This window comes from Bernardetia sp. ABR2-2B, from assembly GCF_037126435.1.
GTDB lineage: Bacteria > Bacteroidota > Bacteroidia > Cytophagales > Bernardetiaceae > Bernardetia.
On sequence record NZ_CP147020.1, the window covers coordinates 3,113,371 to 3,129,476 of the forward strand.

The 16,106-nt window shown below is 32.4% G+C and carries 12 protein-coding genes; 8 read left to right on the top strand and 4 right to left on the bottom strand.

Going from position 1 to position 16,106, the window contains the following annotated elements; translation table 11 throughout:
* Nucleotides 1-184: 184 nt before the first annotated feature.
* The 3 genes from glyA to WAF17_RS13280 form a co-directional block, all read right to left on the bottom strand.
* Nucleotides 185-1,474 (bottom strand): serine hydroxymethyltransferase, encoded by a 1,290-nt coding sequence (gene glyA / locus WAF17_RS13270; RefSeq protein WP_338760265.1) that lies wholly within the window; start codon nucleotides 1,472-1,474, stop codon nucleotides 185-187.
* A gap of 66 nt (nucleotides 1,475-1,540) precedes the next feature.
* Nucleotides 1,541-2,560 (bottom strand): leucine-rich repeat domain-containing protein, encoded by a 1,020-nt coding sequence (locus WAF17_RS13275; RefSeq protein ID WP_338760267.1) that lies wholly within the window; start codon nucleotides 2,558-2,560, stop codon nucleotides 1,541-1,543.
* 63 nt (nucleotides 2,561-2,623) lie between these two features.
* Nucleotides 2,624-3,079: a PaaI family thioesterase gene (locus tag WAF17_RS13280; RefSeq protein WP_338760270.1), complete on the bottom strand. Its 456-nt coding sequence runs from the start codon at nucleotides 3,077-3,079 to the stop codon at nucleotides 2,624-2,626.
* 169 nt (nucleotides 3,080-3,248) lie between these two features.
* Here WAF17_RS13280 and WAF17_RS13285 point away from each other — a divergent pair, with 169 nt between their 5' ends.
* Complete coding sequence (locus WAF17_RS13285; RefSeq protein WP_338760272.1) at nucleotides 3,249-4,478, top strand: chromate transporter; 1,230 nt, start codon at nucleotides 3,249-3,251, stop codon at nucleotides 4,476-4,478.
* Between the two features lie 301 nt (nucleotides 4,479-4,779).
* Here WAF17_RS13285 and WAF17_RS13290 read toward each other — a convergent pair whose 3' ends face one another.
* On the bottom strand, nucleotides 4,780-10,080 hold the full coding sequence (locus tag WAF17_RS13290) for an AAA family ATPase (RefSeq protein WP_338760275.1): 5,301 nt from the start codon (nucleotides 10,078-10,080) through the stop codon (nucleotides 4,780-4,782).
* A gap of 156 nt (nucleotides 10,081-10,236) precedes the next feature.
* On the opposite strand from WAF17_RS13290, the gene WAF17_RS13295 reads away from it, so the two are divergent.
* From WAF17_RS13295 to WAF17_RS13325, 7 genes are all read left to right on the top strand, one after another.
* The gene (locus tag WAF17_RS13295) at nucleotides 10,237-11,091 is read left to right on the top strand and encodes a helix-turn-helix domain-containing protein (protein WP_338760278.1); all 855 of its coding nucleotides are present in this window, start codon (nucleotides 10,237-10,239) and stop codon (nucleotides 11,089-11,091) included.
* 206 nt (nucleotides 11,092-11,297) lie between these two features.
* Nucleotides 11,298-11,855 (top strand): carboxymuconolactone decarboxylase family protein, encoded by a 558-nt coding sequence (locus tag WAF17_RS13300; RefSeq protein ID WP_338760281.1) that lies wholly within the window; start codon nucleotides 11,298-11,300, stop codon nucleotides 11,853-11,855.
* 124 nt (nucleotides 11,856-11,979) lie between these two features.
* Entirely contained in the window at nucleotides 11,980-12,315 is a 336-nt protein-coding gene (locus tag WAF17_RS13305) for a DoxX family protein (RefSeq protein WP_338770191.1), read from the top strand.
* 85 nt (nucleotides 12,316-12,400) lie between these two features.
* Complete coding sequence (locus WAF17_RS13310) at nucleotides 12,401-12,925, top strand: DUF417 family protein (protein WP_338760284.1); 525 nt, start codon at nucleotides 12,401-12,403, stop codon at nucleotides 12,923-12,925.
* The gene (locus tag WAF17_RS13315) at nucleotides 12,900-13,181 is read left to right on the top strand and encodes a hypothetical protein (RefSeq protein WP_338760287.1); all 282 of its coding nucleotides are present in this window, start codon (nucleotides 12,900-12,902) and stop codon (nucleotides 13,179-13,181) included. Before WAF17_RS13310 ends, WAF17_RS13315 begins: the two co-directional genes overlap by 26 nt.
* Nucleotides 13,182-13,256: 75 nt before the next feature.
* A complete protein-coding gene (locus tag WAF17_RS13320; protein ID WP_338760290.1) occupies nucleotides 13,257-14,654 on the top strand; it encodes a hypothetical protein in 1,398 nt (465 codons plus the stop codon).
* A gap of 28 nt (nucleotides 14,655-14,682) precedes the next feature.
* Nucleotides 14,683-16,041, top strand: coding sequence for a hypothetical protein (locus WAF17_RS13325; protein ID WP_338760293.1), 1,359 nt, complete (start codon nucleotides 14,683-14,685; stop codon nucleotides 16,039-16,041).
* Nucleotides 16,042-16,106: the final 65 nt, after the last annotated feature.

Here is a 16,106-nt window from a genome sequence, read left to right on the forward strand (position 1 = left end):
TACTAAGGTTGCAAGTATCAACTGCAAAACGGTCTGCTCTACGAGACTGACCTATCTAGGAGTAATTCTTAAACAGCTTCTTAGTAAAAATCTGATAAATCAAATCTCTAACTATAAAAACTAGAAATTCAACTTATCAAATTTTTATTCATTTCTGACTTGAATCTAACTGATACATGTATTGTTATACACTCATTTCTAATTCTTTATACAAAGGAAAGTCTTTCATCCAGTTATTTATTTCTGCACGAACATCAGCAATTATATTCTCATCGTCTGCATTCATCAATACTTTATCTATCAATTCTACAATACGCTCCATATCGCTTTCCATCATTCCACGAGTAGTAATGGCAGCCGTTCCTACACGCATTCCAGAAGTAACAAAAGGAGATTTGTCATCAAAAGGAACCATGTTTTTATTGAGCGTAATATCAGCTTTTACGAGTGTATTTTCAGCTTTCTTTCCTGTAATATTTTTATTACGAAGGTCAATAAGCATCAAATGATTGTCTGTTCCTCCAGAAATAATTTTATAATCTCTAGCCACAAATGCCTTTGCCATCGCTTGTGCATTTTTTGCAACTTGTTTGATATACGTTTTAAATTCTGGCTTGAGAGCTTCTCCAAATGCGATTGCTTTTCCTGCAATGACATGCTCCAAAGGACCTCCTTGTGTACCAGGGAAAACACCTGAATCTAATAAAGAAGACATCATTCTTGTTTCTCCTTTTGGAGTTTTGATACCAAATGGATTTTCAAAGTCTTTACCCATCATAATAATTCCACCTCTTGCGCCACGCAATGTTTTATGAGTAGTAGAAGTTACGATATGACAATGTGGCAACGGGTTATCCAAAATACCACCTGCAATAAGTCCAGCAGGGTGAGCAATGTCAGCTAATAAAAGCGCACCAACACTGTCAGCAATTTTACGCAAACGAGCATAATCCCACTCACGAGAATAGGCAGAAGCACCACAAATTAATAATTTTGGCTGAACTTCTTTTGCCTTTTCTTCTACTTTATCCCAATCAATAAGACCAGTCTCTTTTTCTACACCATAAAAATGAGGTTCGTACAATTTCCCTGAAAAATTAACTATTGAACCGTGTGTAAGGTGTCCACCATGTGAAAGGTCAAAACCTAAAATCTTGTCTCCAGCATTCAAGACAGCTAACATAACGGCTGCATTTGCTTGTGCGCCAGAGTGTGGCTGTACATTTGCCCATTTTGCACCGAAGAGTTCTTTCAAACGATCAATAGCTAATTGTTCTACTTTATCTACTACTTCACAGCCACCGTAATATCTTTTATTTGGTAATCCTTCGGCATATTTATTTGTCAAAACACTTCCCATTGCTTCCATTACTTGAGGAGAAACAAAGTTTTCAGAAGCAATTAGTTCGATGCCATGTTCTTGGCGTTGGCGTTCTTGTTCTATTAAATCAAAAATTTGAGTATCTCGTTGCATAGTATTTTATTTTAATTCTGAGTTTTAGAAAGCAAAAATTAGGTTTTTCAAAAATACGAAATTTTATTAGTATTCGATTTCTGTATTGGGTAGAAGTTCTTGTAGTTTCTTTTTTTCTTCATCACTAGGATAAATATACATAAAACGAAGATACTTTAACGTTTTTAGCTTTTCAAAATCTTTAGTAATGTGAGGAAAAGGCTGGGTAGGACGAAAGGCAATAGTTATCCTTTCAATATTTTTGAGTTCGAATAAGAAAGCTGGAAATTCATTAAAACTGGTTTGATGTAACATCAAAGAAGTAAGTGAATTTAAGTTTCCTAATTCTTTTGGAAAAGAATCTATATTATTCAAAGCCAAGTGTTCTAATTTTGGAAGTTCGCCGATTTCTTTTGGAATAGATTTTAAATATTCTTCTGCTCCTGCACCATAAAATGATAAATTTTTTAAGCTTTCTAACTTCTTAATATTTGGAGATATATAGGTAATATGGTTTCCCATTATATGTAACCTCTCTAAATTTTTGAGCTCAAATATTATTTCTGGAAGTGTATCAAACTTATTTCTATCTAAAGAAAGAAGTTCTAGGTTAGTCAGTTGTGCAAATTCTTTTGGTAATGTTCTGATATTTGTTTGCCTAATCGATAGATAATCTATGTGAGAAAACTTCCCAATATTTTTTGGAAAAATGGAATCTTCTGAATTACTAATATGAAGGAATTTTTGCTTCGGATCTTCTATAAATTCTTCTTCTAATCGTTCTTCTAGGCTTAATGATGCAAATCTGTCTGCCTCTCTCCCACCAGTAAACTTTGAATAGCTAACATATACAAAAAACGAAAGAAACGAAATTATAAATGTAGGCAGAATAGACTTTTGAAATGTAGATTTGAATTTTCCTCTTTTGATAAAAAAAATAGAAATCAAACAACTAATAATGAGTGAAAGTACAAATACAGCTCCTATAACAACTAATGGAAAAATAAATACCGTATCTCTAGATAAATTTCTGCCATAAACACTAAAAATTATCATCAAAATAAAAGCACATAATAGAGCAAGAGTAAATTTTATAAAGGATTTCATAGGTATTGATTAATAATTGTGAAAGACCTGTTTTTTTAGGAACAGGTCTTATTTTTAGAAAAATTATTTCTCTTCCTTCGCCCAAGCCGATTGCATACCCGAATTTACCATATTTGAAGTAGCACGACTGATAAGCTGACCTGTTTCTGCGTGATGAATTTCTGCCGAAAAGTTTATCATTGTTTTTCCTTTTCTGACCAAGATAGTTCTTGCAATTACTTTATCTCCTATTTTTGCTTGTCCTAAAAAATCAACCGTTAAGTTTACAGATAAATATACGTGAGGAAGGGCAAGTAAAAAGCAAGATGTGCCGATAAGGTCATCCATAATTGCAGAGTGGATTCCACCGTGCAAAATTCCAACTGGATTTGTCATTTCTTCTCGTACTTCGTATTCCATTTCTAACTCACCTTCATTTGCAGAAATAAGTCTGCCATCTAACCATTGAGAAAAAGGAGGATTTATTGCACCTAATTTTTTTCCTTCTTGTGCTTTTACCATTGCCAAAATTGGATTCATAATTTTATTTTTTAAGTTTGGTTTCTGTTTGTTACAAAAATACTGTTTTTTTATAGACATTGATAAAATAGTAGTATTCAAATCAAAAACTGTATTTTTGTCAGAAATTAGTATTGATTATTTTTTATAGACGTAGCTGAACGTGAAAAAATTACGCAATTATATTTTTTTGAAAGACATTTTATTGCTTGCCCTAACTGCTTTTGGAGGGCCACAAGCACATATTGCTATGTTTTTGGATATTTTGGTAGTAAAAAGAAAATATCTTACTGAAGCCGAACTCATCGAACTCAATGCCCTGTGTCAGATTTTGCCAGGACCTACTTCTACTCAAACTTTGATGGCTGTTGGCTACAAACGAGGGGGAACATATCTTGCTTTTTGGACACTTTGTGTTTGGATTTTACCTGCTACAATCTTGATGTCTGCTGCTGCAATTGGACTAGCATATATTCAAAAACAAGAAATTTCATTAGACTTTACTCGTTTTATTCAGCCGATGGCAATCGGTTTTGTTTCTTTTGCTGCGCTGCGAATTTCTCGTAAAGTGGTCAAGACAAAGACAGCTTTCGTACTCATGATTTTGGCAGGAATAGCTTCTTACTTTTATCGGACACCGTGGGTTTTTCCTATAATTCTAATTGCTGGAGGGCTAGTAACGGCTGTAAAATTTAAAAAAGAAGAAAAAGAAGAAAAACAAAAATTTGATATTCGGTGGCGTTTTTTGATTTTATATGGTGCTGTTTTTATTGGAGTAGCCATTTTGGGAAATGCTACAAAAGGCGTTTTACTACTTATTTTTGAGAACTTTTATAGAAATGGAAGTCTTATTTTTGGAGGAGGACAAGTTTTGATCCCGATTCTTTATACCGAATTTGTTACCTTCAAACAGTTTCTGACAGCAGATGAGTTTTTGTCTGGCTATGCGCTCGTACAGGCTGTTCCAGGTCCTGTATTTTCGTTTGCTGCCTTTGTTGGTGCGCTGACGATGTATAAACGTCTTTCTTGGTTACAGACTTCTTTTTTAGCTGGTTCAGGGTATTTTGGAACTTTTTTTAGTAACGCTTTTGGTGGAGCTGTTGGAGGGATTTTGGGTGGGCTTTTGGGAGGGCTAACGGCTTCAATAGCTGTTTTTTTACCTGGTATGTTTTTGATTTTCTTTGTGATTCGTTTTTGGGAACAACTCAAAAAGTTTCGTCCAGTAAAAGCATCATTAGAAGGAATAAATGGTGCAAGTGCAGGGTTAGTTATTGCAGGAGCATTTTTGCTTTTAGAACCTATCGAAAAATCGCCTGTTAATGTTGGTATTATGCTTTCTACCTTTCTGATTCTTCAATTTACCAAAATACCTGCTCCTTTTTTGATTTTGATAGGGCTTCTGATTGGGTTTATTTTTTGAAATAACCAAAAGAAAATACAAAAAAACTGAGAGAAAGCTAAATCAACGTGAACTCGGTATCATATTTTTTAATTTTTATTCCTTTAGGAGTTATATGTTTATTTCTCCACGTCAAAGGTTTATATATTTACAAAATATTGACTATCAATGACTTATAAAAATTTAGCGAACTGTTGGTACAGAACAATTTGATTTTAATCTTCTATGTTCTACTAATATGTAGTTCTGATGGAACGAAATACAAAAAAATAGTATATCAACAGTTGGTTTACAGCTTATTAAAAGCTAAGGTCACCTTAAATCATAAACGAATCCCAATGATAGTTATATCATCTCGTTGTTCGGCTTTTCCCATGTGACTCTCCAAACTATTCAATATTTCCTGTTTTTGTGTTTTCATAGATTCAATACCTATCACAGATTCAAGTAGGCTTATTAACTTTCTAGAACCAAATTTATTAAGATCTTCATCTGATTGGTCAGCAAAACCATCACTAAATAGATATAGACACTCTCCTTTTCTGAGTTGAGTTTTATGATTCGTAAAAGTACGTTTAGCTTCTCTTTGTACACCACCTACAGAACGTCTGTCGCCTTTAATAGATAAGAATTTCTTTTGATTTGAATACCATAAAGAACGTTTAGCTGCTGCAGTTTCAATATCAACTAAATCGTTTTCTCTATATTTCATTTTTGCAAGAACCATATCCATTCCATCACTATTATTGGTTGTAGTTTGTCGTAGTGCTTTTCTAATTCCACTATGTAAAGCTTCAATAATTAATGAAGGCTGGGTAATATTTTTTTGTAGAACAACTTCATTGAGTAATGTATTTCCAATCATAGACATAAATGCGCCAGGAACGCCATGTCCTGTACAGTCTATTGCTGCAACAAAAATTTCATTTCCCACTTTTGTTGTCCAGTAGAAGTCTCCACTCACGATATCTTTTGGCTTAAACAAGATGAAGGCATCATCAAAGTAAGATTTTAGTTCTTTTTTTGCTGGAAAAATTGCTTTTTGAATAGTTTCAGCATAGCGAATACTTGAAGTAATACGCTCTTGAGAGTGTTTGAGCTCAGTAGTTCGCTCATCTACAATATTTTCAAGGTTTTCATATACCAAAGCATTATCAATAGAAACAGCAATTTGAGAGGAAAGAAGATTTAGTAAGTTTAATCGGTCTTTATCAAATACACTATGTGAGTGATTGTTTTCTAAGTACAATAATGCCAATACTTCGCCTTGTTTTAATATAGGCATACAAAGCAATGATTTAATTATATTGGTCTGAATATATTTATCTTGTTTGAATTTAGTATCTTGATAAGCATTGTCTAAAATAACAGCTTCTTTAGTACGAATGACATAATTTAGAACTGTTGAAGCTAGTTTATTGCTTTTTTGAATTGATTCAGACTGCATGACTTCAGTTTTATTTTCAGCTAAAGAATAATAAGCATCAATCTGATAACCTGTATCCTTTTTGAGTATCAAATAGCCTTTTTCAGCTCCTGCATTCTCTACAATAATATGAATCATCTTGGAGAGCAAATTTTCCAATTTTATCTCACCAGAAATAGCTTGACTAGACTTTAAAATGGTATTTAGGTCTAATGAGTTTCCAACAGATGTTCCTTTTGAGCTATGTGTAGTATAGGAAGACATAACAGTAGCATCATTAGAAGAGTGTGTTGTAAAATCACTTCCTTTTCTCTGATTATCTAGCAACAAACGGTATTGCTTTTCAAATAAACGTACTTTCTTGATAGCACCCCACATTTTGTATAAATAATGTGCTTTTTGAATATAAATCTGAGCAAAGTCTTTTTTATCTAATGTCAAATAAAACTTTCCAGCCAACTCGTTTGCTAGAGCCTCATCTTGTAAAAACTCATTTTTTTGTGCTGATGATATCGCTTTATCATAAAACTTCATAGCAGAAATAATATCTTGATTTATTTGAGCGAGTTCTGCTTCTACCATAAAATACAAATGTGTAAAGTTTGCAGGACAGTTGTCCATCCAAGTTTTCATTTGCTCTTGATTAGCTGCTATTATTTCTAAGTACTCTTCTCTTTTTGGATGATTTGGCTCTTGAATGATAAGTCCACAAAGAGCTAGATTATAGTTATTATTATGGAACCAGTTCCATTCTGAACCAAAAAGAGCTGCCATTACAGGAATTGCTTTTTCAGAGTGTTCAAGAGATTTTTGGTAATCTTCTTGGTACAGATACATTCTTGCTTTTAAAGGTTCATAGATTCCTGCTCCAATTGGAAGAGTCTTAAAGCCTTCTAGGTAAGCTCTTTCATCAAATTCATCATTGTCAAAACTATCAGGAGCTTTACTTAGACCTAGCATATTTTTAACGTAAGCATTTACTACAACACCAAGTTGAGCAGTACCATGATTTTTTATACTGTATTGAATAGCTATGTTTGTATCTATTTCTGATGCTATTTTTTCTAGGTCAATTCCAGCTAATACTTGATGCCTTGCCAAAACACAATGTGCGTAGGCTGCATATCCATAATTTCCTGCTGCAACACTTGCTTCGAAAGCTGTTTTGAAATAATGTAAGTTTTCCCTTACAGGTTTTCTCCAATGATTAAGAAAAATTCCAATTAAATGATTTATAGGTCCTTTGGTACGCAAATCTTCAAACTTTTCATTGAGTTTGAGAGATAATTGTCCTAGCTCATACCCTAATTTATAATTTCCCATTCCAGAAGATACAAATGTTGCATAGGCTGTATATGCCCAAGCTGTTTCAGCAGTATTTCCATGTTTGATGGCTAAAGCAACCATTTGGGCAGCCGTCAGTAATACCAAATTCATGTCTCCAGACATGTAACAAGAAGACCAAGTAAGATATAAAATTTTGGCAGCTTCATCTACCTCTTCATTTTGTAGGATAGGAAGTTTCTCTAAATAATCAACACCTCCTTTTTGTTCTAATGTAGTGCTTATAAAGCTAATCTCTTTTTGAAAAAGCTCCATCTTTTTGTCTTCATCAGTAGGCAGAAAAATGTTCAAAATAGAAAGTGCCTTACGGGCTAACTCTACAGCTTCTGCAAACTTAAATGAACTCTCTAATAGTAGAATCTGTGTATTATAAATTCTTACTTTCTCTAGTTTAGATTCAGACTTTTCTAATAAGAGATTGAAAATTTCATCAGCTTCTTCTTTTTGTGCTTTTAAAAATAAACAGTCTGCCAAAATGCTGTATATTTCAAATGTTTGTGAATGGTTTGTTTTCCAAGTATCATCTTCTAAAAGAGAAATAGCTGTCTTTACATAATTGATAGCTGGAATATAGGCTAATGATTGTTTTGCTTTTCGTCCTGCTCTAAGATTTACATGAATAAGTTCTTTTATTTCTTTATCCTTGTCTATTAAACCTATCCCTTGATTATAGTAATTAGCAATATCACAAATCCATTCTTGTACATATTCTTCATCTTTTTGATAATACACAAAGCGAGCAATTTTTAGACTTGTAGCTTTCTGCTCTGCTGTTTCCATCAGAGAATAAGCAGCTTGTTGAACCCTATCATGCAGAAAACAAAAGATGATACTAGCATTTTCAGTTGTCTCATCAATTCCCTTATAACTATCATCTTCTGAATAAACCAATCCTTCTTGAAGGGCAGGAATAAACCTATCTACAGTTTCTTTTAATGAAAAACCTGCAACATTAGCTACTATTTGAATATCAAACTTTCCTCCAATACTAGCAGCATATTTTAATACTTCCTGTGTCTTTTCATTAAACTGTCTAATTTTCTGAGACATGAGTTCGACTACATTGTCTGTACTACCTCTTTCTTTTATCTTATCAATGTTCCAACCCCATTCTTTTTTCTTTTCATTAAACTCTATAAGTTTCTTGTCATAAAGAGTTTCTAAAAACTGATTGGTAAAAAACGGATTTCCTTGTGTTTTTTGATAAATTATTTTAGCTAAGTAATAACTAGACTCATTTTGCTGGTTGAGAGTCTCGTTTACTAATGTTGCAATACTTTCGAAACTTAGTGCTTCTAAAGTAATCTTTGTCATAGATACTTTTGCATTTTCTAAATCTCCAATTTTTATGGAAAAAGGGTGTGATGTATCCACTTCATTGTCTCGGTATGTTCCGATAAGCATTAAATGTGTATTGTTTACATCTGTCATGAGAAGTTCTAGCACACTTAGGCTTCCTGCATCTGCCCATTGCCAGTCATCAATAAATATTACTAATGGATGTTCTTGTTTACTGATAGCACGTACAAAGTTTTGAATGACTAAGTTGAAACGATTCTGAGCCTCACTAGGTCCTAACTTTTGCACAGCATTTTGCTTACCTATGATTAGTTCTAATGAAGGAATTACTTCTGTCAGAACACCTGCATTTATTCCTAAGACAGTTTTTATTTTCTCAGTCCACATCTTGATTCGCTCTTGCGATTCGGTCAAGATTTGCTGGATAAAGTTCTTGAAGCTCTCAATAATTGCGCTGTAAGGAACATCCCTTTGAAACTGATCAAATTTTCCCTTTACAAAATATCCTTTCTTTTGAGTAATGGATTTATAGAGTTCATTTACCAATGCCGTTTTTCCAATTCCTGAATATCCACCTAAAAGAACTAGATGATTTGCGCCATAACTTACCTCATCAAATATCTTACTTAACTTTTCAATTTCATTTTCTCTGCCATAGAGTTTTTCTGGAATTTGAAAGGTTGTTGTAATGTCTTGTGTGGCTAGTTCAAATTCAATATTTTGTTGTTCCTCTTTTAAAGCATTTGATAGCTTTTCTAAGTCATTTTGTAATCCAAAAGCAGTCTGATACCTTTCTTCTGCATTTTTGTAGAGTAACTTAGCAATAATTTTAGAGAGTATTGGAGGAATATCAGCATTCTTTTTATGTGCCAATGGAGGTGTCAGTGCGATGTGTGAGTGAACCAGCTCCATCATATCTGATGACTCAAAGGGCAGGCTTTCTGTAAAAAGCTCATAAAGTGTTACACCCAAAGAATACAAATCTGTACGAACATCTACTGAACGGTTTACTCTTCCTGTTTGCTCTGGAGAAATATACATTACTGTACCCTCCATTGCATTTGTTAGTTCTGTATTTTGTTTTTGTCTTTTAAACTGTGAAGCAATACCAAAATCTATGATATAAACACACTTATCATTCCCTATTATTATATTCTTTGGGTTTATATCTTTATGAATTATATTGGCTTGATGAACTTCCTGTAGTGCAATAGTAGTATTTATGGCAATACTCAACTTTTCCTCTAGAGAAAGCCTATTATTTTGCATGTAGTCTTTCAAGGAGTATCCATCTATATAATCTAATACTAAAACGTGACGATTGTCAATCCTGTGTTGGCTAATGGCTTTGCGTATTGTATCTGATTTGATATTTTTTGTCAGTGTATGTTCTTCCTTAAACTTAGCAATATCTTTTAGAGAAGGTAAATTATCACGCAATACTTTGATAGCTACTTTTTTATTTAATTCTTTATGTATTCCTTCATAAACTATTGTAATTTGTCCAACATGTATTTCTTTTATGTCTTTTGCAAAGGGGAAGAGGTTATTCATATATGTTAGTTATTTTTTTTATTCACAAATGACTCTTAGGGAAAGAAGTTAGTTTTAGGGAATTTGAATATACTATTTTTTGAGAAAAAAAATATTTTTTTAGAGGAAAAATTTTTATCTAGCTGATAATGTTCGATTAAAAAGAAAAAACACACTATGAAATTTCATTTTGAAGGAAAAAGTAATGCTTTAGATAGTTCTGTAAATGGTTTTTTGGATGTTTCTGTAAAAGAAAATAGCTGGATAAAGAAATCAGAATTAGAGGGTGTTCCTAATTATGCTTTGGTTTGGAATAGAGGAGAAGACAATTCTATAAAAATAGATAATGAGCCTTTTTTATTAGAAAAAAATACTGTTTTACCTTTGATGGTAAATCAGCACGTAGAAATTACGACTGCTCAAGATTTAATTATTTGGGAATTTAATAGAGAGTTTTATTGTATCGTCGATCACGATAAAGAAGTAAGTTGTGTCGGCTTTTTGTTTTATGGAATGCGAGAACAGTTTTTGATAAAACTAAGTGAAGAAAAATGCAAGAAATTTGATAATCTCTATGATGTCTTTGTGGATGAATACGATGAGAAAGATGATATTCAAGGGGAGATGTTACGAATGCTTTTAAAAAGACTGATTATAAAAGTTACTCGTATTGCAAGGAAACAATATCTTGATGATGATTTGCAAAATAATCCTAAACTAGATTTGATAAGAGAGTACAACCTGCTAGTAGAACTCAATTTTAAGAAAGAACACCAAGTACAGTTTTATGCTGAACAACTTTTTAAATCTCCCAAAACACTTTCTAATCTATTTGCAAAATATAGCTCACAAACACCTTCCAAAATCATTCAAAATAGAATCATAGAAGAAGCCAAACGCCTTTTAAAATTTACAGACAAAACTACTAAAGAAATAGCCTTCGAACTGGGCTTTGACAACTACTCACATTTTAGTAAGTTCTTTAAGCGAATGACCAAACTAGCACCTACTTTTTATAGAGAAAGGCTCTGAAAACTTCAAAATAAGTCAAATTAGGGAAAAATGGACAAGCCAAAGGGAATTATCTACACGAACGCAAGTCAAAAAGTTGCCGTTTATAAAAGTGTAAGACGCACAAAGGAATGACAAACAAAACCATTCAAAACTGCTCTTCAAAATTTTTAATAAATCAATTTTTAATCAACTTTTTAAGTTCATTTTTTTAAATATATATTCTTATGGCAACTCCAAATTTCAACGTCCCAACTCGTAACGAAGTAGATACAACAGCACAACAAATTTTTGATGGTGTAAAAAAATCTCTAGGAACTGTTCCAAATCTTTACGCTTACATGGGACACTCTTCAAATGCACTTTCTGCTGCTATGGCTCTTGGTCAAGCTCAAGCAAAAAGTACCTTCTCAAATAAAGAAAAAGAAGCTGTTTTCTTAGCTGTTTCGCAGCTCAATGGTTGTAATTATTGTCTTGCTGCTCATACAGCACTTGGCAAAATGAACGGCTTTACAGAAGAAGAAACCATTCAGCTTCGTCAAGGTACGCATTCAGATAAAAAACTTACTCTGATTTCAACACTAGCAGCCGAAATTCAGCGTACACACGGCAGACCTTCACAAGAATTATTAAATCAATTTTTTGAAGCTGGCTATGACCAAAAAGCACTTGTAGATTTAGTATTGCTTGTTTCTGATAAAGTTTTCTCTAACTATCTGCACAACATTACTCAAATTCCTGTGGATTTTCCTGCTGCAAAACCTCTTGAAACAGAGTTGGCTTAACTCGTCTCTAAGTTATTTTGTCTAGGGAAAGAGCATTTCTTTTCCCTAGATAAATTCATTCTCTTTTTGCTTCTTAACTATAAAAAATTTAATCTATTGGTTACCTCGTCTTGTTGCTTCTGTTATTCTTTTACAAACGCTGTTCTTCAAATTCGGTGCAGCTCCTGAATCAGTACACATTTTTACCCGGCTTGGAATAGAACCGTATGGAAGAATAGGAACAGGAATTATCGAACTCATCTTGACAATCCTTTTACTTGTTCCTAAAACTTCTCTTTATGGTGCTATCGGAACTCTAGGAGTGATGGCAGGAGCAATATTTTCTCACTTGCTTGTCTTGGGAATAAATGTAAATGATGGTGGAAATTTATTTGGTCTAGCAATTATTGTAACTATTTCTGCGCTTACCATAGTTTTTCAAGAAAAAAGCACCTATTCTAGCTTGAAAACAAGTTTTTAGTCTTATCATAAATCAAAAAAATTTAGTCACCAACTAGTTATAAAAAAAATAATCTTTTAATTTCAATCTCCAAACAACAAAAGCAATGAAAGCCTTATTCAAATTAGATACCATCGGCAATTATATTTCTCTTTACTCTGTTTCTCTTATTTTACTTTGGTATGGCATTTTTAAATTTACTCCTACCGAAGCTGCTGCCATTGAGGGCTTGGTTCGTTCTCATCCTTTGATGTCTTGGCTCTATAATGTTCTGTCTGTACAAGGTGTTTCGAATCTCATAGGCACTATCGAAATTATTGCAGCTCTTTTTATAGCATTCTTTCCTCTATCGAAAATCATATCATTCTTGGGTGGATTAGTTTCTACACTGACTTTCATTTTTACAGTAAGTTTTCTTTTTACAATGCCTTCTATGTTTAAGGTAGTTGATGGTTTGCTTGTTCCTGCTGGTGGAGCTGGTTTTATTATTAAAGATTTAGTTCTTTTAGGAGCATCTGTTTGGATAACTGGTATTTCTTTCAAGGCACTCTACCAAAAAAACGCAACTATTTTTAATCATTTCTTCACTACTAAATTACCTGAATATGACACTCTCAACAAAGCTAGTTAGTCTTGTATTTGTTATTTTCAATTATTACGGTCTGGATTGGTTGGCGATGGCACTTAGTTTAATAGCGATGTATTTGATTGGAAACAAAAATAAATTTGGATTTATTGTACTGATTGCTTCTAATATCTTATGGATAATCGTTAGTTTGGTTTTTATGAATAGCTATGGAATTTTGATTGGAAGTAGTATCTTTTTCTTTATCAATTTGAGAGGATTTCTAAACTGGGAAAGTAAAAATAAACTAGAGAACTGCTAATAATTCGCTACATAACAGAACAAAATTTTTGATACATTTCGACGTTATCATCTTGTACCATTAAAGACGATGATAATGAAAAACCTAATCCTACTTTTATTAATTCAAACTTCTTCTTTAGCCTTTGCAAATGGAGGTGTTGTAGATGAAAACTATTTCAAAAAAACAGGGAATATTCGTCTGCTTCAAAAAGCTGACATTTCACTTTTAAAAGAAGATTTGAAAATCAAGATTGTAAGTGATACTACTTTCATTGAAGTTACTTATCTTTTGAAAAATAATGGAAATACACAATCTGTTTATTATGGTTTTCCTGTGGATATGTATAAAGGCGATTGGAGAGATGATGAGTATGTAAGCGTTTTAGATTTTGATATTTGGACAAATGATATTCCTGCAAAATATTCGTATTGGAGAGTAAATGATGCTTATGAAAGTAAGCAATATTACAAACAAATAAATGAGTATTCTATAGAAAAAATAGACAGACAATGGTATGCCCTAAAATTAGATTTTGAAAAAGAAACTACACAGACTCTAACTATAAAATATGCTGTTCAAAATTATAGAAGTGATTATTATTATGGTTTTGGTTTTATTCCTACGCCTTCTGAAAGGCGATTTGTTTATGACTTATTTCCTTCAAGCAGTTGGGCAGACGGAATAGTAAAAGATTTCTCTGTAACAATGGATTTGTCAGACCTCAAAAAACATCAATGTAATTATGAAATAGAAGGTTTAGAAGAATTAGAAGATAAGAATGCAAATGGCATTTATACATTGAAAATCAAAAACTTTGACCTTAAAAAACGCTCTTATTTGGCTGTTATTTACAAAAATCACAGAAGAGTAATTGCAGGTATTTTGAAGAAAGAATATGAACTTTTTCCCATTTCATCAATTTCTTCATCAGCTGAAAATGCAGAATATTTGATTGATAATGACCCAAATACAGTTTGGAAAGGAAAGGAGGGTGACTGGATAAAAATAAAACTTCCTAAAGTATTTATCTCCTTCAAAGACCAAGAAGGAAAAACACATAATAAAATTATATATCCTATGGGAATTGGTTTTTTGAATGGAGATTACTCTTCTAAAGAAAATTTTGATATTGCTGGTACAGTAAAGGAAATGTTGTTTCAAATAAATGGAGCAACTATTACTGATAGTGACTTTGAAGAGGCAGTCATAAATACTATTAAACTAAAGAATGCTTGTTTTCTACCTCATTTTGATACGACATCCATATATGAACATTTGGTAACACCTTTTGGTGAACATTTTTGGAGTTGTATTGAGGGTTATGGCAAAGATGCAAATGCTATAAGGTTGATGGATAAAATAAATCAAGAATATTTCCACACTTTTTATATACAAATAAAGAAGTCAGACAAAGAAAATAATGAAGTTGCTCTTTCAGACTTATATATCTTTAGGTATAAAAAAGGGTATGGAACACGTCTGCCTTATTAAATAAAAAATGAATTTAATAGATTTTCAAATGAAAAACCTAATCCTACTTTTACTTTTATTTCTCCAAACTTCTTCTCTAGCCTTTGCAAATGGAGGTCCCATTGACATGAGTTTTTTCAAAAAAACAGGGAATATCCGTTTGCTTCAAAAAGCCGATATTTCACTTTTGAAAGAAGATTTGAGAATCAAAATCATAAGTGATACTACGTTTATTGAAGTTACTTATGTTTTGAAAAATAATGGAAATACACAATCTGTTCATTATGGTTTTCCTGTGGATATGTATAATAAAGACCATTTTGACTCTCAAGGTATGTTAATAGATGGGTATGATAGAATCAATTACTTTGAAGCATTTGTAAATGAAAAACCAAAAAAATACTCCTTTTGGAAACAAGAAAATGCTTATAAAGCAAATATGTATAAGGACGGTTCATCAACTAAAAATGTTCCTATTCATAGATTTTGGCATCAAATCAATCTAAGTTTTGAAAAAGGTAGTGTACAAGAATTAGTTATTAAATATGCAGTAGAGAATAGAAAAGAAGATGGTTTTGGTGGATTTTCTGTTTTACCTTATGCAACAGATAGATACTTTGTGTATGATTTATTTCCCTCAAGTAGCTGGTCAGATGGAATTGTTCAAGATTTTTCTGTAACCTTAGACTTATCAAATCTTAAAAGAGAAAAATATACGTATGAGATAACAGGATTAGAAAATCTAAAACAAAATAGTGCAGGTATTTATAGACTAAACACTAAAGATTTTGATTTGAAAGAACGTAGTTTTATTAGTGTACAATATAGAAATTACGATAAGGTAAAAGGTCATTATCTACCAAAAAGAAGTGGAAAAAGAGAAAAAGTTATATCAATAGTTTCCTCTAGTCCAAATGCTACTTACTTGATTGATGATGATTTGAATACTGTTTGGAAAGGAAAAGAAGGTGATTGGATTTTGGTACAATTTCCAATTCGTTCACAACCTAACGAACTTGACCCTAAATACCCCTATCCACTAAACCCAAGAAGTGTTTTCATTATGAATGGAGATTATTCTTCAGAAGAAAATTTTATTTCAAGTCCAAAAATTAAAACGCTTCAAATAAAAGCAAATGATTTTCTGCTACAAACATTCAACTGGCGACCAAATAGAAAAGGATTCTATTCTAATTTCATAAATTTAGAAACTCCGAAGTGGTTTTATGAAATACCTAATATTTTTGAAGTTGCTCAAAGTCCATTTGAAGAAACCTTTGAACAAGAGCTAAGAAATATTCATAGAAAAGCAGGATACTCTACCCATATAGAAACCATTGCCATTTACATTACAAAATCAGATTCTGAAAGTAAAGAAGTTATGATTTCAGATTTATATTTTTATTAAAAAAACAACCATCACTACCGAAACCCATACCGTCCCACAAAAACTAACTTCTCCTATTCGCTTAC